Below are 22,213 nucleotides of genomic sequence, written 5' to 3'. Positions count from 1 at the left end.
CCATGCCTCGTCCATCCAAGAACAGTTCCGCCAAGGCAGAGCCGGCAGCGCCCGGCAACGGCAAGTCCGACCAGCTCGACGCCCGCATGCTCGAAGCCCTGGTCGGCTACAACGCGCGCCGCGCCTGGCTGATCATCAGCGGCGTGTTCGCCGAACGCATGGCGCCTTACGGGCTCAAGCAGATCGACTTTTCGGTGCTATCTCTGCTGGCGCACAACCCGGGCGCCACGTCGCGCCAGCTGTGCAACGCGCTCGACATCCTGCCGCCCAACCTGGTGAGCCTGGTGGCCACGCTGGACAGCCGCGGGCTCATCGAGCGCAAGCCGCATCCGCACGACGGCCGCGCCGTGGGCCTGCATCTCACCGAAGCGGGCGACAAGCTGATCCGCGAGGCCGAGCAGACGGTGACGCAGCTCGAGGCCGATGCCAGCGCACGGCTCACGGCGCGCGAGCGCGAAACGCTGATCCGGCTGCTGCAGAAGATCTACCTGTAGCCCTCCGCCTCCGGGGAGCTGCGGCTAGAGGCCGCGCTCCACCATGTCGATCAGGCGCTGCCCGAGCGTGTGGGCGGCTTCGGCGCCGATGCCTTTCAGCGGCCCGTCGATGATCAGCAGTGCCAGCCCGTGCACGGCCGACCAGGCCAGGTATTCGGCATCCGGCCGGCGAGAAGCCTCGAGCGCGCCCGCCTCCACGAGCCGGTCGATCGCGGCGCCCAGCAGCTGAAAGGGCCCCATCCCGCTGGCGCCCACGCTCGCCGGGCCCACCTCGCCTTCGGCATCTTCAGACGACACCACGAAAGCCGTGCGAAAAAGCCCCGGCTCCGCCTGCGCAAAACGCAGATAGGCCGTACCGATGGCCCGCACCTGCGCCCGTGCGAAGTCCAGCGGCGGCTGTTCGCGGGGTAGCACCGCCAGTTCCTTTTCCATGGAGACGGCGGCCGCCGAGAGCGCCGCCGCGCGCACCGCAAGCAGCAACTCGCGCCGGCTCGCGAAGTGCCGGTACGCCGCGTTGGGCACCACGCCCGCGCGCCGCGTTACCTCGCGCAGCGCCACCGCATCGGGGCCGCCGTCGCGCGCCAGCTCCACGCCCGCTTCGAGCAGCGCCCGTCGCAAGTCGCCATGCCGGTAAGTACTTCGGGCGGCAGGCGGAACGGGTGCGGGCGGGACGACGGGGGGGCTCATCGGAATCTCCATGTGGACAGTGTCCATTATGTCTGCTATTCTTTGTGGACGGTGTACACAAACTAGGTATTCCGTACTCGCGCAGGTCTTCTGCGCACCCTTTCCTCCTCAGTCCAAAGGATCTGCCATGAAAGTCCAGTCTTATCTGTCGTTCGAAGGCCGCTGCGACGAAGCCATCGCGTTCTACAAGAAGGCGCTCGGCGCCGAAGTCGTGCAGCTCATGCGCTACAGCGATGCGCCCGAAATGCCGGCGGGCGAAGCCGAAGCAGGTTGCGCCGGCGGCATGCCCGCCGCCGACAAGGTGATGCACTCCGTCTTGCGCATCGGCGAAACCGAGTTGATGGCTTCCGACGGACGGTGTTCCGGCCAGGCGGAATTCAAGGGCATCATGCTCGCCCTCAGTGCCAGCACAGACGCCGAGGCGCGCCAATGGTTCGGCGCGCTGGCCGACGGCGGACAGGTGATGCAGCCGCTGACGCCGACCTTCTTCAGCTCGAGCTTCGGCATGCTCACCGACCGCTTCGGCATTGGCTGGATGCTGGTGGTGGACGCCGAAAAGTAATCACCGAAAGGAAACACCATGTCTCCCATCCACGCTTACCTCACATTCGACGGCAATGCAGCCGAAGCCATGCGCTTCTACGAGAAGACGCTCGGCGGCACCATGCAGATGATGATGACCATCGGCGAAGCGCCCGGTACCGAGCAGATGCCTGCCGACGCCAAGAAACGCATCATGCATGCCTCCCTTGTGTACGGCGACGGCATGCTCATGGCCTCCGACACCATGCCCGGCCAAGCCTACGAAGGCATGAAGGGCTTCGGCGTTGCGCTGACGCTCGACACCGTTGCCGAAGCGCGCCGCGTGTTCGACGCCTTCGCCGAGGGCGGCACCGTCTCCATGCCCTTCGAGAAGACCTTCTGGGTCGAGGGCTTCGGCATGGTGACCGACCGCTTCGGCACGCCGTGGCTCATCAACGGCGGCAAGCCGCTGGTCTGAAACAACCTCACTCGCAATCTGCAGGGAATCTTTCTTCATGACCGACACACTCGACAACAACCGGAAGCGCTGGCTCGCATTGATGGTGCTGTGCCTCGGCGTGCTGATGATCGTGCTCGACACCACGATCGTGAACGTGGCGCTGCCTTCGATCCGCACCGACTTGGGCTTCACCGAGACCTCGCTGGTCTGGGTAGTGAACGCCTACATGCTGACCTTCGGCGGCTTCCTGCTGCTGGGCGGTCGGCTCGGCGACCTGTGCGGCCACCGCAGGCTCTTCCTCGTCGGCCTCGTGCTCTTCACGCTCGCGTCGCTGGCCTGCGGCATTGCCAACTCGCAAGGCGTGCTGATTGCGGCGCGCGCGGTGCAGGGGCTGGGCGGCGCGGTGGTCTCGGCCGTCTCGCTTTCGCTCATCATGAACCTGTTCACCGAACCGGCCGACCGCGCGAAGGCGATGGGCGTGTACGGATTCGTCTGCGCGGGCGGCGGCAGCATCGGCGTGCTGCTGGGCGGGCTGCTCACGAGTTCGCTGAGCTGGCACTGGATCTTCCTGGTGAACCTGCCGATCGGCGTGGCGGTGTATGCGCTGTGCGTGGCGCTGCTGCCCAATGCGCGTGGCCAGGCGCACGGCGAAAAGCTCGACGTGGCCGGCGCCGTCACCGTCACGTTGTCGCTCATGCTCGCTGTCTACGGCGTGGTCAACGGCAACGAAGCCGGCTGGGGCTCCCCACAAACGCTGGGCCTGCTCGGTGCTGCGGTGGTGCTGCTCGCGATCTTCATCACCATCGAGGCGCGCGTGCAGCACCCGCTGATGCCGCTGGGCCTCTTTCGCCTGCGCAGCGTGTCGGTCGCCAACGTGGTGGGCGTGCTGTGGGCGGCGGCGATGTTCGCGTGGTTCTTCATTTCCGCGCTGTATATGCAGTTGGTGCTGAACTACACGCCAATGCAGATCGGCCTCGCCTTCCTGCCGGCCAACATCATCATGGCGGTGTTCTCGCTCGGCCTCTCGGCCAAGCTGGTGATGCGCTTCGGCATCCGCAAGCCGCTCGCGGCCGGGCTTTGGCTCGCGGCCATCGGCCTTGCGCTCTTTGCGCGCGCGCCCGTCAACGGCAGCTTTGTCGTCGACGTGCTGCCCGGGATGATGCTGCTCGGCCTGGGCGCGGGCATGGCGTTCAACCCGGTGCTGCTCGCGGCCATGAGCGAGGTCGACCCGGCCGACTCGGGCCTTGCCTCCGGCGTGGTCAACACCGCCTTCATGATGGGCGGCGCACTCGGGCTCGCGGTGCTGGCCAGTGCCGCCGCGGCGCGAACCGGCTCCATGCAGGCAGCCGGGGCGCAGTTGCCTCTTGCCCTCACCGGCGGCTACAACCTTGCGTTTCTTGTCGGCGCCGTGTTTGCGGCGGTGGCGGGATTGCTCGGCGCCTTGCTGCTTCGCACCGCATCTCCGGGGTCGACTCAGAACGACAAGAACAACAGCAACAACAACATCAACAACGAAGAGGCCGCGGCATCCGCAAGCACGGCAAACCGTGCGGCGGCGTCTTGAGGGCTCGCCCATTCGGCGGCCCGCCTTTCTTTTCTACTTTCCGTTTCTTTCAAGGAGACTTCCAATGGCTCGCTATGTCGATGGCTTTCTGGTTCCCGTTCCCTCGAACAACGTCGAGGCGTATCGCAAGCTGGCGCGCAAGGCCGGCAAGATCTGGATGGAATACGGCGCGCTCGAATACGTGGAGTGCATCGCCGACGATGTGAAACCCGGCAAGTTCACTTCGTTTCCGCAGAGCGTGAAGCAGAAGGCGGACGAAACGGTGGCCTTCTCGTGGATCGTCTACAAGTCGCGCAAGCACCGCGACACGGTCAACGCCAAGGTCATGGCCGACCCGCGCATTGCCGCGATGGACCCGAAGACCATGCCCTTCGATGCGAAGCGGATGATTTTCGGCGGGTTCAAGTCGATCGTCGAGTTCTGACCGGGCGCGCCGGGCTCAGGCAAGAAACCCGTCGTAGACGAGCTTGAGCCCGGTCAGCAGCATGCCGAGGTACAGGAAGCGGTAGAACCACGTTGCGCTGATACGCCGCGCAATGCGAATGCCGACCCACACGCCGAGCGGCGCAAGAGGCATCAGCACCGCCGATGTGGCCAGGGTGCGCAGGTCGATGAGGCCGAGCCAGGCGTACGGAATCCACTTGCTCAGGTTCACCACGAAGAAGAAGTAGGCCATGGTGGCCGTGAACACCACCGGCTTGAGCCGCAGCGGAATCACATAGGCGTTGATGGGCGGCCCGCCGGCGTGGGCAATGAAGCTCGTGAAACCCGACACCGCGGTGAGCGCCGCGCCCACGGCGCGCGAAGGCAGCGGGTCGTCCGGCTTGGGCGGAAACACCAGCCGCTGCGCAAGAAACAGCAGCGTGAACACGCCGACGATGCCCGCCACGGTGGGCGCCGAAAGCGTTCGAAACAGCAGCGTGCCGATGACCGTGCCGAGCAGCCCGAACGGAACCAGGAACTTGAGCAAAGCCCGGTCGAAGTCGCGCCGGAAGGCGGCAATCCCGAGCAAGTCCATCAACAGCAGCAGCGGCATCAGGATGGCCGCGGCCTGCGGCACCGTGACCGCGAGCGCCATCAGCGGCACCGCGAGCGAACCGAAGCCGGCGCCGAACCCGCTCTTGCTGATGCCGAGCAACAGCACGGCCGGAACGGCAACCGCATAGAAATGCGGATCGGTGATGACAGGAAAGAGCATGGAAGGCTGCGCAGAAAAAGCCCGCCGTGTGGCGGCGCAGAAAAAAGCCCGCCGTGTGGCGGGCGGTGCAAGCGTAGCAGGACGGCGTCGGGCCTGCAGGATTCTTCGGGCACCTGTGCAAACGTGTGCGTAAACGCACAGCCGCGCCGGCCGCGGCTGCGCACACTGGAACCGCAACCGCCGCACTCCGCGGCGGGCTTTCAACTTTCCTCAAGGATCTGCCATGAACACCCAGGCCGTAGCCGCCGACTCCGCGCGTGCGCCGATCGCATCTTCGTTCGCTTCTCCCTCGCCCGCCACGCTGGACGATTCCGGCAAGCTGCTGCTGCGCGTGGCCATCGGCGTGCTCGTGCTGCTGCACGGCATTTTCAAGATCTCGGCCGGCGTGGGCTTCGTCAGCGCCATGCTGGTGAAGGCCGGCCTTCCGGGCGGGCTGGCTTACCTGGTGTACGTGGGCGAGATCGCGGCGCCGCTGCTCATGATTGCCGGCTTCTGGACCCGCGCCGCCGCCGGCGTGGTCGTCATCAACATGCTTGCGGCCTTCGGCCTGGTGCACATGGCCGACCTGTTCGCCCTGACCAAGCAGGGCGGCTGGGCGCTCGAACTGCAGGGCCTGTACCTGTTCGGCGCGCTGGCCGTGGTGCTGCTGGGCGCGGGCCGCTTCAGCCTGGCAGGCCTGCGCGGACGCTGGAACTGATTCGGCCAGGCCGCTGGCTCAACCCGCGTCGCCGCGCACTTGCGACACCATGCGCTCGAGCCGCGCGGCGTCGGCCACCAGCAGGGCCTTGCCGTCCTTGCGCAGCACGCCGCTGCGCACCAGCACGTTGAGTTCGCGGGTCACTTGCTCGCGGTTGGTGCTGATCTGGCTGGCCAGGGCCGCGTGCTTGGGCGCCGGGTCGAGCCTCGACTGGTTGCCTTCAACGCCTGCGATCCGTGCGAGCCGCAGCAGCTCGGCATGCAAGCGGTTCTGCACACCCAGCGTGCTCAGGTCGATCACGCGTTCCGACAGCTGCCGCACCAGTGAAGCGAGCCGCTGCATCACGCGCTCGGCCACCACCGGCTCGTCGCGCAGCAGGGCCATGAAGGAGAGCCGGTCCAGGCTGGCGAGCACACTGGGTTCGAGCGTGACCACGTCGGCGGAGCGCGGCCCGCCGTCGATGGCGGCAATGTCGCCGAAGTGCTCGCCGGCTTCCGAATCCCTGAAGGTGACCTGCCGGCCGTTGGCAGAATAGGTGGTCACCCGCACCCGCCCCGAAACCAGCAGGAACACGTCGCCTTGCTGTTCGGCGCGCAGCAGCAACGGCTTGCCGGCCTCCACGCTGTGCCACAGGCACTGCTGCGCGAGCAGGTCCAGCCGCTGGTCGGAAAGGCCCTCGAGCAGCGCGATGCGGCGCAGCGCAAGGCTGGAGCGAAGAGTGGTCGAAGGAGTGGTTGGGGCCATGCCGGGTGAGAGGGGCGCGCGCATTATGCTCGGGTGCCCCTTCGAACCCGTTCATGGACAGACGTTCCCCTCTAGCCCCTTTTTTGCCGAGACTGCCGACCCGGCGCAATCTCCGTTGGGCGAGCGGGCTCGTGCTGATGGCCTATGTGACGGCGCATTTGCTCAACCATTCGCTGGGCATCGTCTCCTTTGCCGCGGCCGAGACGGTGCTGCGCGGCGTGCAGCACTTCTGGCACGGCCTGCCGGGCACGCTGCTGCTGTACGGTGCCGCCACCGTTCACCTGGCACTTGCAGTGGCCGCGCTGTGGGAGCGCCGCACGCTGCGCATGCCGCCGCTCGAGGGTCTTCGCATACTGCTGGGATTCGCGCTGCCGCTGCTGATGGCCGCGCACCTGACGGCCATGCGCGGCGCCCACCAGGCTTACGGCATCGAAGGTTCCTATGTACGCGTGGTCTGGGGGCTGTGGAGCCTGCCGGGCGCAAGCGCACAGCTCGCGATGATGTTCGCGGCCTGGACCCATGGCTGCATCGGCATGCACTTTGCGCTGCGGGCACGGCCGGGCTACCGCCGTTTCTCCCATTTGCTCCTGGCCTTCGCGGTCGTGCTGCCGCTCACCGCGGCGATGGGCTTCGTTTCGATAGGGCGCGAGTTCCAGTGGACCGGCGTGCCGCCCGCAGTGCTGCCGACGCCGGCCCAGGGCCGGGCACTCGACGCCGCGGAAACCAGCATCAAGTTCTTCTACGCACTCGGCCTGGCCGCCCTGCTGGCAGCCTATGGAGCGCGCAACTGGTTCGCGCGCCGGCCGCGCGGGCCTTCGATTTTGCTGCGCTACCCCGGCCGCACCGTGCAAGTGCCGCGCGGCTGGAGCGTGCTGGAAGCAAGCCGCTCGCACGGCATTGCCCATCTTTCGGTGTGCGGCGGCCGGGCGCGCTGCTCGACATGCCGCGTGCGCGTGCTCGGCCCCGCCGAACACATCGGCGAGCCCGGCCGCGACGAGCAACGGACGCTGGAGCGTGTGCGTGCGCCCAACGACGTGCGGCTCGCCTGCCAGCTGCGGCCGCGCGGCGACATCGAGGTCACTCCGCTGTTTGCGCCACCGCCCAACGGCGGACGGCCCGCGCCGGTCAGCAGCTTCGGCCGCGAGCACGACGTGGCCATCCTGTTCGTGGACCTGCGGCGCTGGTCGGGCTTGTCGGAGAGGCAATGGCCATTCGACCTGGCCTATGTGCTCGACCGCTACTTTGCGACGGTGGGTGCCGCCGTGCGCGAAAGCGGCGGCGTGCCTAACCAGTTCATCGGCGACAGCGTGATGGCGATCTTCGGACTCGAGACCGACCTGCCCACCGCATGCCGCCAGGCGCTGCGCGCGACAGAGCTCATCGGCGAGCGCATGGACGCCTGGAGCGAAGGCTTCGAGGCCCAGTTCGGCCAGCGGCTGGACTTTGGCATGGGCCTGCACGCCGGGCGCGCGGCAGTGGGCGAAGTGGGCTACCTCGACACGACCACCTTCACCGCCATCGGCGAAGTGGTCAACACGGCAAGCCGGCTGCAGGACCATTCCAAGGTGGCCTCATCGCGGCTGGTAGTTTCTCTGTTCGCGGCGCAGCAGGCCGGCCTTGCGCACGCCGCGGAGCAGGTCGACACACTGGTGGTGCGTGGGCGTTCCGAACCGCTTGCGGTGATCTGTTCGCAGCACGCCCCCTCGGCAGCGCCCCTGTAGCAGTTGCCAAAAGCGGTGCGCAAACGCACAGCGCAGGCCGCGGCGCAGTTTCACACTGCATCTGTGGCAACGACGAATGTCCGCCGACCACACCACTTTCAGTCAAGGGGACTCTCACCATGAACACGAAGCAACTCATCGCCGTTTCCGCCGCCGCACTCGCCATGCTGGGCGCCGCGGGTGCACATGCCGAAACCTACGAAGGCGTGCAGGCCCTCACGTCGTACGCCAACCGTGTGGACGTGCAGGCCGAAGCCGTGGCCGCCGCACGCGGCGGCAACACGTATTCGGACAGCGCCGCCGAAGGCGTGGTGGCCGTCCAATCCTCGCTCGACCGCAATGCGGTGCACGCCCAGGCCGTGGCCGCCGCGCGCGATCCGCTGCAGAACCTCCTGGACAACCGCGCCTCCTTCTACCGCGACCAGGTGCCATCGGCTTACAGCAAGCCCGCCGTTTCGTTCACGCAGCAAGCCGGCCTGTAAGGCCCCCGCTCAGGCCCGCGCCACCTTCACGGTGGCCGCGTCCGCGGCTTCTTCGATGGCATAGCGCACCGGCAGAAAGCGCTCGATCACGGCGCAGTTGGTTCGCGTGTGCTCGGTCACCTCGCTGCACGTAAAGGTGCCGGCACCGCCGCTTTGCCATGCGGCCAAGCCCAGCAGCAGCGCCAGCTGGTCGGCCAGATGCGGCCCCACGGCCGCCTGGCTCTTCTGGAAGTCGCGCAGCTCCCTTACCAGTGCATGCGCCACCTGCTCTGCGCTGAGCGTCTTTTCGCCGAAGGCCGTGAAAACCTCGGTCACGTGCTCGTAGGCCAGCGTGGCGAGCAGCGCGTTGCCCGGCCCCTCGTTCTGCCGCGCCGTGCCAACGCGCAGTTGCTCGCCCGACCAGCCCATCGCCTTGCCCAGCGTTTCCAGCTCGCGGGCGGCAATGTGCCGTGCCAGCCCCGGCGCCAGGCACTCGGCATGGCCTGACAGCAGCACGCCGCGTTCGACGAGGTCGAAGGGCTTCAGCCCGTCGGCCGACGGAACGATGGTCGCATCGACCTCGCCGCCGCCGGCGGGATAAAAGCCGCAGCGGCGCAGCACCAGTTGCAGGTCCGCGCCCATGCGGCGCACCAGCGGCGCAAAGGCGCGCTCCAGAAAGTGGAACGGGGGCGCCATCGGGTTGTGCGTGCCGCCGCGCAGATGCACGAGGCTCGGCGCACCGGCCAGCAACAGCGGCGGCAGCACCGTTTGCAGCACCAGCATGCAGCTGCCTGCGCTCGCAATCGTGAAGCTGTATTCACCCGCACGCACCGGGCCGGGCACGAAGCGCAGCGATTGCGATCCGAGTTCGGCCCCTTCAACCTGCGCGCCGCTGATCTCGGCCGCGGCGTTGACGCAGGCGAGATGCTGCCGCATCAGGCCCGGCTTGGCGCGGCCTGCGCGAATCTTCTCGATGGCGACAGGCTGGCCCGTCGCCGCCGACAGCGCAAGGCCGGTGCGCAGGATCTGGCCGCCGCCCTCGCCTTGGGAGCCGTCGAGTTCGATCATGCGAGGCCTCCTTTCTTTGCACCGGAAGCGGCCGCGTCGAAGCGCAGCACGGTCTCGCAAAGAAACGCATCGAGCCCCGCACCCTCGGCCTGCGGCAGCGGCGTGATCGGTTCGGCCGCGTTGGCCGCCAGCTCGCTTTCGATGAACGCGTGAATGCCCGACCAGCGCGGGCTCGTCGCGGCTTCGCCGGCACGCATCTTCACTTCGAGCAGCGCGTTGATTTCTTCGATCAGCGCGGCGTCGCGCACGGGGTCGAGCGTTTTCTGCGCCAGGTCGGCAAAGCGCATCGGCGGCACGCCGGGCTGCGTACGGATCCATCGCGCGGCCAGCAGCGGGCGCAGCACGTAGAGGTATTTCTTGTAGCGCACCTCGTCAGCCTGCAGGTGCTCGCGGAAGTTCTTCTTCGCCATCGACGCGTAGTGATGCCAGCCGCGCGCATTGGAAAACACCGCCTCCGAGAGCGCACGAAAACGCGGCATGGCCGCTTCGTCTTCGCGGTACACCACCGGCGAGCGCAGCCATTCGAGCAGCGTGGGGTTCGACTCGCGCATCAGGCCCAGCGCCTTGCGCAGGTCCCAGCCGTTGATGTCGAGGTCGCCGCTGATCGGCACTTCAATCACGTCGCGGCGCGGCGTGACCGTGAGGTACCACGGCAGGCGGTTCACGTAGATGAAGCGCACGTCGTAGTCGCTGTCGGGCGAGGCAAAACCCCAGCCGCGGCTGCCGGATTCGCAGGCGAACAGCACCGTCACGTCATGGCGCGTTTCGATGTCGCGCAGGGCATCCATGATCTGCACGCGCATGGCGGGATCGATGGGGTGCGCCGAGCGCAGGAATTCTTCTTGGTTGCTCATGGATGAAAAATCTTCTTCTTGCCGCCGGATGCTCTCATTCATCCGATCGGGCACGGGTGACAGCCACGTTGCCGGCGCTGTCGAGTTCAAAAACGTCCAGGTCGTTGGCCAGGAACGCGTGGCCGCTGTAGTGGGCCTGGGTTTCCGCCATCAGCGCCGCCACTCCCTCTTCGTTCTGGTGGCGCGGGCTCAGGTGCGTCAGCACCAGGTTGGGCACTTTGGCGGACTGCGCAAACTCCGCCAGCAGGCGCGCGGAGCTATGCATGGGCCCGGGGCCGACCTTGTCCAGCGCCTCCTGCGTGTAGGTGGCCTCGTGCACCAGCAGTTGAGCGTCTTCGCAGGCCGCACGCAGCAGCGCAGGCTCCGCGTTGTCGCCGCCAAGCACCGCGCTTGCCGTGTCGATTTGCGTCTCCGCAAAGTCGGCACTGCGCAGCACCGCGCCGTTGAAAGGTACGTCTTCGCCGTTCTGCAGCGCGCGCCATGCGGGGCCGGGCGGCAGGCCGGCGGCACGCAGCGCATCGGCCTTCAACCGCACGCGCCGGGTTTCGACCTGCACGCGGTAGGCGTGGCTAGGCACCCGATGCCGCAGCACATGGCGCTCGATGCGTAAGCCCGGGGCTTCGTACACCAGCGCCCCGGTTTCAAGGTCGACATGCTCCACTTCGTACGGCAGATGCAGGTCCGTCAACCGGCGCGTCGCTTCGAACCATTGCCACACCGGCAGCGGCGCAATCAGCTTCAGCGGCCTGGTGCGCTTGCCCATGCCCGCGCTCGCGAGCAGGCCCGGCAGGCCGTAGCAGTGGTCACCGTGCACATGCGTGATGCAGACCGCCGCCATGTCGTGCAATGACAGCCGGGTCTGCTGCAGCCGGTGCTGCGTGCCCTCGCCGCAATCGACAAGGAACCAGTCGGTGCCGAGCACGGTCTGCACCGCAAGGCCGGAGACGTTGCGCTGGCGCGTGGGGACTCCTGAGGACGTGCCCAGGAAGGTGAGCTTCAACATCATTGCCGCAGCTCCACCAGACGACGCAGCGCCTTGGCTGCAGCGTCCGCCGCCTCGCGCTCCCAAACACGATGGTTCTGTCCGCCTGGGCGGGCGGCCACCATAGCCTCCAGCTGCGCAATCTGTTCAGCGCCGCCCCAGCATCCCATGACTTCAATGGCGACCACGCGCAGGCTGCGCCACTTGCTTTGCAATGCAGCCTCCACCTGCGCGAGCGCGTCGGCGCCGGGCTTTTGCATGGCGAGCGCACGCAGCCGGCCTACCTCCTCGCCCAGCAGGTTCGCACCTTCGTTCCGAAGCGCCGCATCGCGCAGGGCCCGGCGGGCATGCCGGCATGCACGGCATCGCACGGCGTGGCTGTACACCGAGCCTTGCGCAACCTCATGCCACCACTTCTGCTGCTTCGCCGTCCACACCTCCTGGGCGCGGCAATCGCGGCATGTGAAAGCCTGGTCGAGATAGAAATCCGGCACCTCGCCGAAAGTGGTGTTGTAGTGCGCAAGCCGCGACTTGTCGGCCATGACCATGCCAGGCACGAGTCCGCCCGCCGAGAGCTGACGGGCGTCCTGCGCGCGGAGTTGCACCTTCAGCGCGGCGGCGCGTTCGAGGCGATGCGCCTTGATTTCGGCGCGGCGTTGCTTGTTGCTTTTCATTGTTTGTCTACTTGATTGCCGTTGCACACGCCCGCGCCCTCCATCCTCAGACCAGCGCGGGTTTCTAACCCTTCACGCAAACCACCTGCTTGAGCGTGTAAACCACCTCGACCAGGTCTTTCTGCGCCTCCATCACAGCGTCGATGTCCTTGTAGGCCATCGGAATCTCGTCGATCACGTCGGCGTCCTTGCGGCATTCCACGCCCTCGGTCGCGGCGATCTGGTCGGCGATGGTGAAGAGCTTCTTCGCCTTGGTGCGGCTCATCTTGCGACCGGCGCCGTGGCTGCAGCTCATGAAGCTCTCGGGGTTGCCCTTTCCGCGCACGATGTAGCTCTTGGCGCCCATGCTGCCCGGAATGATCCCGAGTTCGCCCGCCTTGGCGCTTACCGCACCCTTGCGCGTGACGAGCACGTCTTCGCCGAAGTGCGTCTCGCGGCTCACATAGTTGTGGTGGCAGTTCACCGCTTCCACATGCGCCTCGAACGGCTTGGCAATGACCTTGCGCGCGGCCGCGACCACGCGCTGCATCATCACCTCGCGGTTGGCACGCGCGAACTTCTGGGCCCAGCCCACCGCGCGCACGTAGTCGCCGAAGTACTTGGCGCCTTCTTCGAAGTACGCCAGGTCCTGGTCCGGCAGGTTGCGCTGGTGCAGTTCGGCGTCCTTCTTCGCGAGTTCGATGAAGTGCGTGCCGATGGCATTGCCCACGCCGCGCGAACCCGAGTGCAGCATGAACCACACCGCGCCCGCTTCGTCGAGGCACACCTCGATGAAGTGGTTGCCGGTACCCAGCGTGCCCAGGTGCTTGTGGTTGTTCGTGTTCTTGATGCGCGGGTAGTCCTCGCAGATCAGGTCGAACTCATCCACCAGCTTGGCCCAGGCCGCATCGGTTTCGTCGGGCGGCGTTTCCCACGAGCCCTTGTCGCGGCCCATGCGCTTGGGGTTCGATCCGTGCGGCACGGCCTTCTCGATCGCCGAACGCAGCGGGCCCAGGTTGTCGGGCAGGTCGCGCGCGTTCAGCGTGGTCTTGCAGGCCATCATCCCGCAGCCGATGTCCACGCCCACTGCGGCCGGGATGATGGCCTTGAAGGTCGGGATCACCGAGCCCACGGTCGCGCCGATGCCGTAGTGCACGTCGGGCATGGCCGCGATGTGCTTGAACACGATGAGCAGGCGCGCCGCATTCTCGAGCTGCTTTTGCGCCTCGTCTTCCACGGGCACGCCGTTCGTCCACATTTTTACGGGGACGCCGTTGGCTACTTGGTGCAGTTTGTAGTTCTTCTTGATTTCCATAATCTTCTTTCAACTGTTGAGGCTGACATTCGCCAGTAGTTTTTCAATAGCCCACGACGGCACCATCAGATCGCAAACCTCTTCCATACCCGGCAACTTAGAGAGCGAAAAGGCAACCTTTGAAGTCTCGTCATACACAACAAGGCCTCTTTCTGTAGCGCAGAGGGAAAGAATCGGCGCACCCGCATCAATACCTTGCAAAGTTTTCGCTACTTGACCATCTCCCTCGGATACGAACCGCGACAGTTCGTCAACCGTCTCACGCAGTCGGTTCATGATCAAAGTCACCTTCGTCGGAGTGGACGCACTGGTTATTCCCATTCCGGGGGACGCGTACATCGAGTCACCGAGAACAATGAATGGACTGAGTCCTCCCTCTCTAAGGGAATGGATCTCCGATTGACTCAAACGACTACCCGGCAAGACTCCTTTCAGCTTGAACCTCTCCATGTACGCCGGCCAGTTCCGATGAACGGTTTCGAGCAGCGAAAAATCGCTGAACCCGTCTCCGTTGGGATGCCTCAGTACATCGACAAAGACAACAGACTCGGCATCGACAATGCAGAAAGCAAGATAGTCGGCCGGAAACGAAAAATATCGGTCTGAAGGAATCGGTGTTGCATCGAGATGGAAGTGGGTAATTCCCCAGTCGGCCCACAGCAAGTCAGTCCTGTTTCCGCGCAGTTCGCGACTCACATCATGTTTGAGAAGGCCACGTCCCTGATAGGGATTGATATCTCTACCCTCCTCCATCACGCGAATCAACTGACTGAGGCCCTCTTGTGCTTTTACGGGAAGTTGAGAAACGGGAAAATTGTCGGAAAAGACGGTCCGGCGCGGAGAAGGGTCTACGTAGCGAAGTCTGAACTCCAGCCATCGAAATAGTGGTGAGCTCAGACTCTCAATCTCTTGGCTAAATTTAAGAGCGTGCGAACGAATAAGATCAGTTGCGATTCCATCCACACTTTCCTGAAAAGTGGAGGCGACTTCCTGTGCATTCAGCTTGTACATGGTCAATATCTACTTAACAAAATTGGTGGACACGGTGGGATTCGAACCCACATCAATACGGCGACCATGGTGTTTGAATCCGATGGCCCAGTCGACGATTGGAAACGCGCGCCAGTGACAGACCCGTCATCGGAGCCAGCACCTGCATCCTCAACCTTGCTCGTCGACCGGCTTGCCCGCCGCATCCGGTGCTACCCGGACTGCCGGCAATAACAACATTTTTGGCAGTGGCGCTCCCTTCTGTGCCTGCGTGCCCGTATCTCTTTTCTCTGTTCGCTCAAGAACCGTTCGGCCGAAGCGTCACGAGCCCGTTGAGCACCTGGTCCAGACCGCCGACCACTGAGATCTTGTCGATCCGTTCGGCCACGCGTTCCAGCGTTTCGAGTTCCTTCATGCGCAAGGCGACGGGGTTGCCCTCCATCACCTTGGCCGTGTTCAGCAGAGAGCGCGTGGCCGCGGTTTCCTCGCGGCGGCGGATCACGTTGGCCTGGGCCGACTTCTCCGCCTCCACCACCTGGGCGAGGATGGTCTTCATCTCGCCGGGCAAGATGATGTCCTTCACGCCCACGCTTTCCAGCGCAACGCCCGAACCCTCCAGCCGCTCGCGCACTTGCGCCAGCACCGTCTGGTCGATGGCCGCCTTGTTCTCCAGCAGCGCGTCGAGCGTTTGCTCGCCAACTGCGGCGCGCAGGCCGAACTGCAGCTCGCGGTACACATGATCGGCCGGCTTCGGCATCTGCGCCATCGCCTGCCGCACATCGACGAAGCGCCACACGGCCGACAGGTTCAGTCGCAGGCCCACCTTGTCGCGGGTTAGGATTTCCTGGCCGCTTACCTCGGCGATCTGCGAACGCAGGTCCACGCAAGTCACGGCCACCTGGCGGTTGAAGCGCCAGAAACCGTGGTTTCCCGGCGGCAGCATTGCCTGCATTTGCCCCTCGAGCGTCAACACGCCGGCATGAAACTCGGGCACCTGCACCAGCAGCACGCCTTCAAGCCCCTGCACCGCACGCGGACGCAAGGCCACGCTCTGCAGCTTGGCCAGCAGTTCGGCCGGCAGGCGCGCATCGCCTGCCACGTCGATCACCTCAACCCGCTGCTCGCGCAGCCCACGCCAGTACAGCTTGCGCGTGGCAGGCGGCAGGATCTGCACCAGCACGCCGTCTTCATGGCGCAGGCCGACCTGGGTCTCGCCGAGCGAAACGTGCACGAACTCGCGCTCGACCAGCTCGGGCTCGCGCGCCAGGAAGTAGTCGGCCAGCTCGTGCTCGAACGACGGCTCGGCAAGCGAGAAGCGCTCCAGCTTGATGGTGTCGAAAGCCGAGAAGACGCGGTGCTTGCCCGGGCCGAGCAGTTGCTCGAAGTCGCCATTGCGCAGCAGCAGCGCGCGTTCGTTCTTCTTGATCGTGTATTGATTGAAACCCAGCATTTTTTTCTCCCACTCGTTGTTCGGTTCAGTTATTCGATTCGTTCGTTCATTCATTCAATCCAGGCCCTCGAAAGGGCAGGCGGCGGGCACTGCGGTGGGCCAGGGCTGACGTGCAGCGGTCGCGCGGTTCGGTGGATGCCTCCCGGTGTCGCATGTGCAACGCCGTCACTTCCCTCGCCGTCGATGACTGCACGCAGTTCCTTTCCGCACACGCGGTGCGCAAGCCGCCTGCGCTTGGCACGGTGTCGCGCGCCGCAGGGCTTTGTCGGCCCTGCGCCATCGCTCCGGTGTGCCGGGGCGGGGGGCTTTCGCCCCAACAGATGGCAGTGCAAGCACTGCCAGGTTTTTCGCGGGAATCGAACCCGCAACGCCATGTGGTTAGCACGGTGCTCAACCATGAGCAGAACTGAATCAAGTTCAGTCGCCAGCCAGTTCAACAGCGGCATACCGCGAGCCCAAGACAGGTCTGGCCTGCGGCACCGGGCCGCTTTCATGCGGCACCTGCGAGCGGATGAACTGCATCCGGACGGGTTATCTATTGCAGCAGGCGTGCCAGCTTGCGAAAAATCACTCAACCCGAGGGACAGGTACAGCACAAGTCATTGATTTGTAAAGAAAAATTCAATTCTCCGGCTCCTTGCCTCAGCTCTCACACCTGATAAGATTTCCAAAGAATTTATAAATTTAGCTAGATCAATATCCATGAAGCCAATCGTCGTCATCGGCTTTCTCGGCACCCAGCTCGATGCCGGCCAAGGCACCGGCCGCTGGGAGAAGTGGCGCCCCACCGTCTCGCTTGCGCAGCACGAGGACATGGTCATCTCGCGCATGGAGCTGCTCTACACGCTCAAGCACAAGGCGCTGGCCGAGGTGGTGAAGGCCGACATCGCCACCGTGTCGCCGGAGACCACGGTCAACCTGGTGCCGCTCGACCTGGCAGACCCGTGGGATTTCGGCGAGGTGTACGCGCGCCTGTACGACTGGGCGCGCACCTACACCTTCGACGCCGAACGCGAGCAGTACTGGACGCACATCACCACCGGCACGCACGTCGCTCAGATCTGCATGTTTTTGCTGGCCGAATCGCGGGTGATTCCGGGCGTGCTGGCGCAGACCTCGCCGCCCAAGCGGCAGCGCGCGGGCAACCCGGGCGAGGTGGCGCTGATCGACCTTGACCTGTCGCGCTACGACGCGATTGCGCGCCGCTTCGATGCCGAGCAGCGCGATGCGGTGGCCTTCCTGAAGAGCGGCATCGCCACGCGCAATGCGCGCTTCAATGCGCTCATCGACGAGATCGAACGCGTGGCGGTGCGATCGCGCGCGCCGATCTTGCTGGTGGGGCCGACCGGTGCGGGCAAGTCCTTTCTGGCGCGGCGCATGTTCGAGCTCAAGCAGGCGCGGCACCAGATGACGGGGCCGTTCGTGGAAGTGAACTGCGCCACGCTGCGGGGCGACGGCGCCGCATCCACATTGTTCGGCCACAAGAAGGGCGCATTCACCGGCGCGGCGGGCGAGCGCGCGGGCCTGCTGCGCACGGCGCACCAGGGCGCGCTTTTTCTGGACGAGATCGGTGAGCTCGGCCTCGATGAACAGGCGATGCTGCTCAAGGCCATCGAAGAGAAGCGCTTCTTCCCCGTGGGTGCCGACAAGGAAGTGGAGAGCGACTTTCAACTCATTGCCGGCACCAACCGCGACTTGCGCAGCGACGTGGCGGCCGGTCGCTTTCGCGAAGACCTGTTCGCGCGCATCAACCTCTGGACTTACGACCTGCCGGGCCTGGCCAAGCGGCCGGAAGACATCGAGCCCAACATCGACCACCTGCTGGCCATTCACGCGGCCGAGAACCACCGCGTGGTGCGCTTCAACGCCGAGGCCCGCGCGGCCTACCTGCGGTTTGCGCAAAGCGCCGAAGCGCTGTGGTGCGGCAACTTCCGCGACCTCTCGGCCAGCGTGACGCGGCTGGCCACGCTGGCGGACGGCGGGCGCATTCCGGTCGCGCTGGTCGAAGCCGAGATTGAACGGCTTCGTTGGCTGTGGAACCGCGAGAGCCCGAAAACCGCTGGCGGTGGCGCCGAAGACGTGGACCTGGACGCTCTGCTGGGCGATGAGCGCGCGGCGGCGCTCGACCTGTTCGACCGGCTGCAGCTGGAGGCGGTGGTGCGTGTGTGCCGTGATTCGCGCAGCCTGTCGGACGCGGGGCGCCAGCTTTTCCAGGCGTCGCGCGCGCAGCGCAGCGTGGTGAACGACGCCGACCGGCTCCGGAAGTACCTGGCAAAGCATGGGCTCGAATGGAGCCGCATTGCCGCGGGCTGAGCTATCCTCCGCCGGAATGGCGACACCCCGCGCATGACACCCATGAACTGGAAACTGGCCTTGCTCGCGCTGCCCGTGTTCCTTACCGGCTGTGTTCAGTCGATGTTCTATTACCCCGACCGGGTGCGCTACGAAACGCCCGATGCGCTCGGGCTGCGCTACGAGGCGGTGCAATTTGCCAGCGCCGACGGCACGCGCCTGAGCGGCTGGTTCATTCCCGCCGCGAGCCGCCAGAACCCGAAGGATGCCAAGGGCACGGTGGTGCACTTCCACGGCAACGCGCAGAACATGTCCGCGCACTGGCGCTTTGTGGCCTGGCTGCCGAAGCAGGACTTCAACGTGTTCGTGTTCGACTACCGCGGCTACGGCGAGTCCGAAGGCAAGCCGGGAGCCCAAGGGCGTGTTCGAGGATTCCAATGCCGCGCTGGACCATGTGCGCTCGCGCGCCGACATTGACCCCGGGCGCCTTTTCGTCTTCGGCCAGAGCCTCGGCGGCACCAATGCGGTGGCCGCGGTGGGTTCAGGCAACCGGGCCGGGGTGAAGGCAGCGGCCATCGAAGCGACCTTTTATTCGTACTCATCGATTGCCAGCGAAAAGCTCCCGGGCGCCGGCCTGCTGGTAAGCGACGAATATGCCGCATCGAAGTACATTGCGGCCGTTTCGCCGATTCCGCTGCTGCTCATCCATGGCACGGCCGATGCGGTGATTCCGCATTCGCATTCGCGCCGCCTGCTCGAGGCCGCACGCGAGCCCAAGCGGCTGATCGAAGTGGCCGGTGCCGCTCATCTGGAGCCCATGACCCATCGCTTTAGCACCACTTACCAGCGCGCACTGGTCGAATTTTTCGACGCTGCGCTGCAACCACGGCAACCATGAAGCACTTCGACGAAACCGCCACCCGCGAGCCGCTGGCTTTTGCACGGCTCGTACCTGCGCTGCGCGCCGCCTTCGCGGCCGAGGCGCAGGTGCCGCCGCGCCATGTGCACAGCATCGAGACGGCCGGCGGCGACAAGGGCACCGTGCTCATCATGCCGGCGTGGAGCGATGCGGGGTTCCTCGGCATCAAGACCATCAATGTCTTTCCGGGCAACGGCGCGCGTGGCCTGCCCGGCCTGCATGCCACCTATGTGCTGTACGACGCGCGCACCGGCGTGCCGCTGGCGATGATGGACGGCAACGAGCTCACCGCGCGCCGCACGGCGGCCGCATCGGCGCTGGGCGCAGCGTTTCTGGCGCGGGCCGATGCACGCCGGCTGCTGGTGGTGGGCACCGGGCGCATCGCAAGGCTGCTGCCTGCCGCGCATGCGAGCGTGCGGCCCATCGACGAGGTGCAGGTGTGGAACCACCGGCCCGAAGGCGCCGAGGCCCTGGCCGCGCAGTGGCGCGCAGAGGGCTTCAACGCCCGCGCCGTCACCGGGCTCGAAGCAGCCGCGCGCCACGCCGACATCGTGAGTTGCGCCACGCTCGCGACCGAGCCGCTGGTGCGCGGCGAATGGCTGAGCGCGGGCTCGCACCTGGACCTGATCGGCAGCTTCACCCCCGCGATGCGCGAGGCCGATGTGCGCTGCTTCGCGGGCGCCCGCACCTTCATCGACACCACCGAGGCATTGCAGAAAGCGGGCGAACTGCTCGACGCAATGGCGGCCGGCACGCTGCGCGCCGATGAGGTGCAGGGCACGCTTGCCGCACTCTGCCGGGGCGAGCGCGCGGGCCGCACGGACAGCGGCGAGCGCACCGTTTTCAAGGCCGTGGGCAGCGCGCTCGAAGACCTGACGGCCGCCACGCTGGTGTGGCGCCATGCCGAATCGGCGCCAGCCTAAGGCTTAAGGCCTAGAAAACTGCGGCTGTTTGCCGGGATGGATAGCCATTTACTGACAAACACATACGTCAAGCGGCTGATGGCACGCGTCTTGCGCCAAGGCTAATCTGATGCCCATATTCCAGAGGCCAGCCGCATGCTCACCATTTTTCAGAAAGCCACCATCCTCAGCAAAGCCGGTTTCGAGGTTCCCGCCTGCCCGGCCGAAGACCTGTCGGCATCGTCGACCAGCGTGGTCTCGCAAAAGATGCACGAATGGGGCAAGGCCATCGAGACGATGTACGTGGCCTACGTGGCCGCCCGTGCAGCCAAGAGCCTGCGGGACGCCGAAGAGTCGCGCCAGACGGACATGCTTCGGCGGCTTTCGTTGACCGCCTGGGCTGCGTAAGTAGCGTTTCTTGCCTCCCGCCCGGGCCGCGTCAACGTTCAGCCGAAGGTGAACGCGTAGGCCTGCGCGCCCGCGTCCAGAAATTCGATCTCGAACAGCCTGTCTTTCCCGTCAGTCCCATTGGTGGCCTGGCGCACTAGCTGATAGAGCTTCTGCGCATCGATCACGCCGTAGCCCTGCGCGTCGGTGTCGGCGCCATGATCCGCCAGCGGCGGCTTGCCATCCACCAGCACCCTGAATCGCACCGGCTTGCCATTAGCTGCCGGACCGAGCACCAGGTGCAGGTCGCGCGCCTGAAAGCGGTAGGCGACGCGGCCGTTGGCACTGTTGAGCACAGCGCGCTCGGCTTCCACGGTCCAGTCGCCGGCCAGCACCCACTGGTTGGTGCGCAGCGAAGAAGCCGCCTGGTAGACCTTTGCACGATCTCGCACCAGGCCGCCAGGCGAGGCAAAACCGTGCGCGCGCTCGTGGCCCAGGTAGGTTTCGCCGGACAAGGCGGGCTCGGGGCCGGGCTGCGCCTGGGTACCCTGCCCTGAGGGAGCGACCAGCCCGGCGGGAACGCGGGCCTGCCCCGCCTCGGCCAGCAGTTGCTGGATGACTTGTTCGGCCTTGTCGTACCGGCCCTCGCCGAACTGATGATGGCGGATGCGTCCCTCGGCATCGATGAAATAGAAAGCGGGCCAGGCCCGATTACCGAAGGCGCGCCAGATCGCGTAGTCGTTGTCGGTGGCCACGGGGAAGCCGATGCCCAGGTCCTTGGTCGCCCGGCGCACGTTGGCCGAGCGTTTTTCGAACGCGAACTCCGGCGTGTGGACGCCAAGCACCACGAGGCCCGCGTCCTTGTACTTCTCGGCCCATGCATTGAGGTAGGGCAGCGTGCGCAGGCAGTTGATGCACGAATAGGTCCAGAAGTCGACCAGCACCACCTTGCCGCGCAGCGCCTGCGGCGTGAGCGGCGGGGAGTTGATCCATTCGGTGGCGCCGTCAAGAGAAGGAAAGTTGCCCTCCACCCTGAGTTCGCGCGCAGGCACGGCGGCCGGGCGGTTGTCCGACACCCGCACGAAGCCCGCGTCTTCCTGCGCGGCGACCGGCTCCCCATGCGGCTTGCCGGGCTTGATCTTGTCTACCAGCGCCTGCTCCAGCGCCGACGTGGTGCCGACCGACAGGCGCGCAAGCAGGCCGGTGTCCAGCCCCAGTGCGATGGCGCCCACGCCCACCAGCACGGCCGCGCCCGCGGCACGCCGCACCCATTCGCCGCCATGCAGCGACCGCTTCATGACCGAGAACACGCGCCCGCCGAACAGCAGCGCGGCCGCCAGCGACGTGCACGCACCCGCGGCATAGGCAAGCAGCAGCAGCGAGGTACCCACGCTCGCGCCATTGAGCGCCGCGCCGGTCAGGATGAGGCCGAGGATCGGACCCGCGCACGGCGCCCAGAGCAAGCCGGTGCCCACGCCCAGCATGAGCGGCGAGAACACGGAGCCCGGCATGGCATTGCCTTGCGGCTCGGACATGCGCACGCCCAGCGCCACCAGGGGCCGGCTCATGCGGTCTGCGATGCGCGGAAACAGCAGCGTGACGCCGAAGAGCGCAAGCATCGCAATGGCGGCATAGCGCCCGTATTCGTTGAGCGTAACTATCCAGCCGCCACCCACTGCCGCCAGCGTGGCAACGGCGGCAAAGGCCAGCGCCATGCCCAGCAGCATCGGCAGGCCGTGCGATCGAAACGGACGGTCGGCGCGTGCGAACACGAAAGGCAGCACCGGCAGGATGCAGGGGCTCAATATGGTGAGCACCCCGCCCAGGTAGGCAATGAGGAGGATGAGCATGAT

The 22,213-nt window shown here is 66.0% G+C and carries 24 protein-coding genes; 13 read left to right on the top strand and 11 right to left on the bottom strand.

Features of this window, described 5'->3' with window-relative positions; translation table 11 throughout:
• Positions 1-2 precede the first annotated feature (2 nt).
• Positions 3-494, top strand: a complete 492-nt coding sequence (locus tag V9L21_RS17970; protein ID WP_337314157.1) for a MarR family winged helix-turn-helix transcriptional regulator — start codon at positions 3-5, stop codon at positions 492-494.
• 24 nt (positions 495-518) lie between these two features.
• Here the strand turns inward: V9L21_RS17970 and V9L21_RS17965 are convergent, their stop codons facing one another.
• On the bottom strand, positions 519-1,181 hold the full coding sequence (locus V9L21_RS17965; protein WP_337314155.1) for a TetR/AcrR family transcriptional regulator: 663 nt from the start codon (positions 1,179-1,181) through the stop codon (positions 519-521).
• Positions 1,182-1,308: 127 nt separating this feature from the next.
• Here V9L21_RS17965 and V9L21_RS17960 point away from each other — a divergent pair, with 127 nt between their 5' ends.
• From V9L21_RS17960 to V9L21_RS17945, 4 genes are all read left to right on the top strand, one after another.
• A complete protein-coding gene (locus tag V9L21_RS17960) occupies positions 1,309-1,743 on the top strand; it encodes a VOC family protein (protein WP_337314153.1) in 435 nt (144 codons plus the stop codon).
• Positions 1,744-1,761: 18 nt separating this feature from the next.
• Positions 1,762-2,181, top strand: coding sequence for a VOC family protein (locus tag V9L21_RS17955; protein WP_337314151.1), 420 nt, complete (start codon positions 1,762-1,764; stop codon positions 2,179-2,181).
• 37 nt (positions 2,182-2,218) lie between these two features.
• Positions 2,219-3,727, top strand: coding sequence for a DHA2 family efflux MFS transporter permease subunit (locus tag V9L21_RS17950; protein WP_337314149.1), 1,509 nt, complete (start codon positions 2,219-2,221; stop codon positions 3,725-3,727).
• A 64-nt stretch (positions 3,728-3,791) separates the two neighbouring features.
• Positions 3,792-4,151 carry a DUF1428 domain-containing protein gene (locus V9L21_RS17945; RefSeq protein WP_281148333.1) on the top strand — a complete coding sequence of 120 codons (360 nt, stop codon included), beginning with the start codon at positions 3,792-3,794 and terminating at the stop codon, positions 4,149-4,151.
• Between the two features lie 15 nt (positions 4,152-4,166).
• On the opposite strand, the gene V9L21_RS17940 is transcribed toward V9L21_RS17945, so the two are convergent.
• Positions 4,167-4,925 (bottom strand): sulfite exporter TauE/SafE family protein, encoded by a 759-nt coding sequence (locus tag V9L21_RS17940; protein WP_258502288.1) that lies wholly within the window; start codon positions 4,923-4,925, stop codon positions 4,167-4,169.
• A 223-nt stretch (positions 4,926-5,148) separates the two neighbouring features.
• On the opposite strand from V9L21_RS17940, the gene V9L21_RS17935 reads away from it, so the two are divergent.
• Complete coding sequence (locus tag V9L21_RS17935; protein WP_337314147.1) at positions 5,149-5,622, top strand: DoxX family protein; 474 nt, start codon at positions 5,149-5,151, stop codon at positions 5,620-5,622.
• An 18-nt stretch (positions 5,623-5,640) separates the two neighbouring features.
• On the opposite strand, the gene V9L21_RS17930 is transcribed toward V9L21_RS17935, so the two are convergent.
• Positions 5,641-6,390, bottom strand: a complete 750-nt coding sequence (locus V9L21_RS17930; protein ID WP_337314145.1) for a Crp/Fnr family transcriptional regulator — start codon at positions 6,388-6,390, stop codon at positions 5,641-5,643.
• 29 nt (positions 6,391-6,419) lie between these two features.
• Here V9L21_RS17930 and V9L21_RS17925 point away from each other — a divergent pair, with 29 nt between their 5' ends.
• Positions 6,420-8,087 carry an adenylate/guanylate cyclase domain-containing protein gene (locus tag V9L21_RS17925; protein WP_337314143.1) on the top strand — a complete coding sequence of 556 codons (1,668 nt, stop codon included), beginning with the start codon at positions 6,420-6,422 and terminating at the stop codon, positions 8,085-8,087.
• A gap of 119 nt (positions 8,088-8,206) precedes the next feature.
• Positions 8,207-8,569 carry an alpha/beta hydrolase gene (locus tag V9L21_RS17920; RefSeq protein WP_337314141.1) on the top strand — a complete coding sequence of 121 codons (363 nt, stop codon included), beginning with the start codon at positions 8,207-8,209 and terminating at the stop codon, positions 8,567-8,569.
• A 9-nt stretch (positions 8,570-8,578) separates the two neighbouring features.
• Here V9L21_RS17920 and rtcA read toward each other — a convergent pair whose 3' ends face one another.
• The 7 genes from rtcA to V9L21_RS17885 form a co-directional block, all read right to left on the bottom strand.
• On the bottom strand, positions 8,579-9,616 hold the full coding sequence (gene rtcA / locus V9L21_RS17915; protein WP_337314139.1) for an RNA 3'-terminal phosphate cyclase: 1,038 nt from the start codon (positions 9,614-9,616) through the stop codon (positions 8,579-8,581).
• Positions 9,613-10,470, bottom strand: a complete 858-nt coding sequence (locus V9L21_RS17910; RefSeq protein WP_337314137.1) for a nucleotidyltransferase domain-containing protein — start codon at positions 10,468-10,470, stop codon at positions 9,613-9,615. The genes rtcA and V9L21_RS17910 overlap by 4 nt, the downstream gene beginning before the upstream one ends.
• Before the next feature lie 34 nt (positions 10,471-10,504).
• Positions 10,505-11,476, bottom strand: a complete 972-nt coding sequence (locus V9L21_RS17905) for a ribonuclease Z (protein WP_337314135.1) — start codon at positions 11,474-11,476, stop codon at positions 10,505-10,507.
• Positions 11,473-12,126 carry a zinc-ribbon domain containing protein gene (locus V9L21_RS17900; protein ID WP_337314133.1) on the bottom strand — a complete coding sequence of 218 codons (654 nt, stop codon included), beginning with the start codon at positions 12,124-12,126 and terminating at the stop codon, positions 11,473-11,475. Before V9L21_RS17900 ends, V9L21_RS17905 begins: the two co-directional genes overlap by 4 nt.
• Positions 12,127-12,190: 64 nt before the next feature.
• On the bottom strand, positions 12,191-13,420 hold the full coding sequence (locus tag V9L21_RS17895) for an RtcB family protein (RefSeq protein WP_337314131.1): 1,230 nt from the start codon (positions 13,418-13,420) through the stop codon (positions 12,191-12,193).
• Between the two features lie 9 nt (positions 13,421-13,429).
• Positions 13,430-14,431, bottom strand: coding sequence for a hypothetical protein (locus V9L21_RS17890; protein ID WP_337314129.1), 1,002 nt, complete (start codon positions 14,429-14,431; stop codon positions 13,430-13,432).
• 277 nt (positions 14,432-14,708) lie between these two features.
• A complete protein-coding gene (locus V9L21_RS17885; RefSeq protein WP_337314127.1) occupies positions 14,709-15,860 on the bottom strand; it encodes a slipin family protein in 1,152 nt (383 codons plus the stop codon).
• Positions 15,861-16,562: 702 nt separating this feature from the next.
• On the opposite strand from V9L21_RS17885, the gene rtcR reads away from it, so the two are divergent.
• From rtcR to V9L21_RS17860, 5 genes are all read left to right on the top strand, one after another.
• Positions 16,563-18,173, top strand: coding sequence for an RNA repair transcriptional activator RtcR (gene rtcR / locus V9L21_RS17880; RefSeq protein ID WP_337314125.1), 1,611 nt, complete (start codon positions 16,563-16,565; stop codon positions 18,171-18,173).
• A gap of 33 nt (positions 18,174-18,206) precedes the next feature.
• Positions 18,207-18,629, top strand: a complete 423-nt coding sequence (locus V9L21_RS17875; RefSeq protein ID WP_337314123.1) for an alpha/beta hydrolase — start codon at positions 18,207-18,209, stop codon at positions 18,627-18,629.
• Positions 18,574-19,050, top strand: coding sequence for an alpha/beta hydrolase (locus tag V9L21_RS17870; RefSeq protein WP_337314120.1), 477 nt, complete (start codon positions 18,574-18,576; stop codon positions 19,048-19,050). Before V9L21_RS17875 ends, V9L21_RS17870 begins: the two co-directional genes overlap by 56 nt.
• Positions 19,047-19,994: an ornithine cyclodeaminase family protein gene (locus V9L21_RS17865; RefSeq protein ID WP_337314118.1), complete on the top strand. Its 948-nt coding sequence runs from the start codon at positions 19,047-19,049 to the stop codon at positions 19,992-19,994. Before V9L21_RS17870 ends, V9L21_RS17865 begins: the two co-directional genes overlap by 4 nt.
• A gap of 135 nt (positions 19,995-20,129) precedes the next feature.
• On the top strand, positions 20,130-20,381 hold the full coding sequence (locus V9L21_RS17860; RefSeq protein ID WP_337314116.1) for a hypothetical protein: 252 nt from the start codon (positions 20,130-20,132) through the stop codon (positions 20,379-20,381).
• A 38-nt stretch (positions 20,382-20,419) separates the two neighbouring features.
• On the opposite strand, the gene V9L21_RS17855 is transcribed toward V9L21_RS17860, so the two are convergent.
• A complete protein-coding gene (locus tag V9L21_RS17855; protein WP_337314114.1) occupies positions 20,420-22,210 on the bottom strand; it encodes a cytochrome c biogenesis protein DipZ in 1,791 nt (596 codons plus the stop codon).
• Positions 22,211-22,213: the final 3 nt, after the last annotated feature.

Origin of the sequence: Variovorax sp. CCNWLW235, assembly GCF_037204085.1 — a bacterium.
Classification (GTDB): Bacteria; Pseudomonadota; Gammaproteobacteria; order Burkholderiales; family Burkholderiaceae_C; genus Variovorax.
The sequence above is the reverse complement of the archived record's forward strand: the minus strand, read 5'-3'. Positions and strand labels throughout refer to the sequence as shown.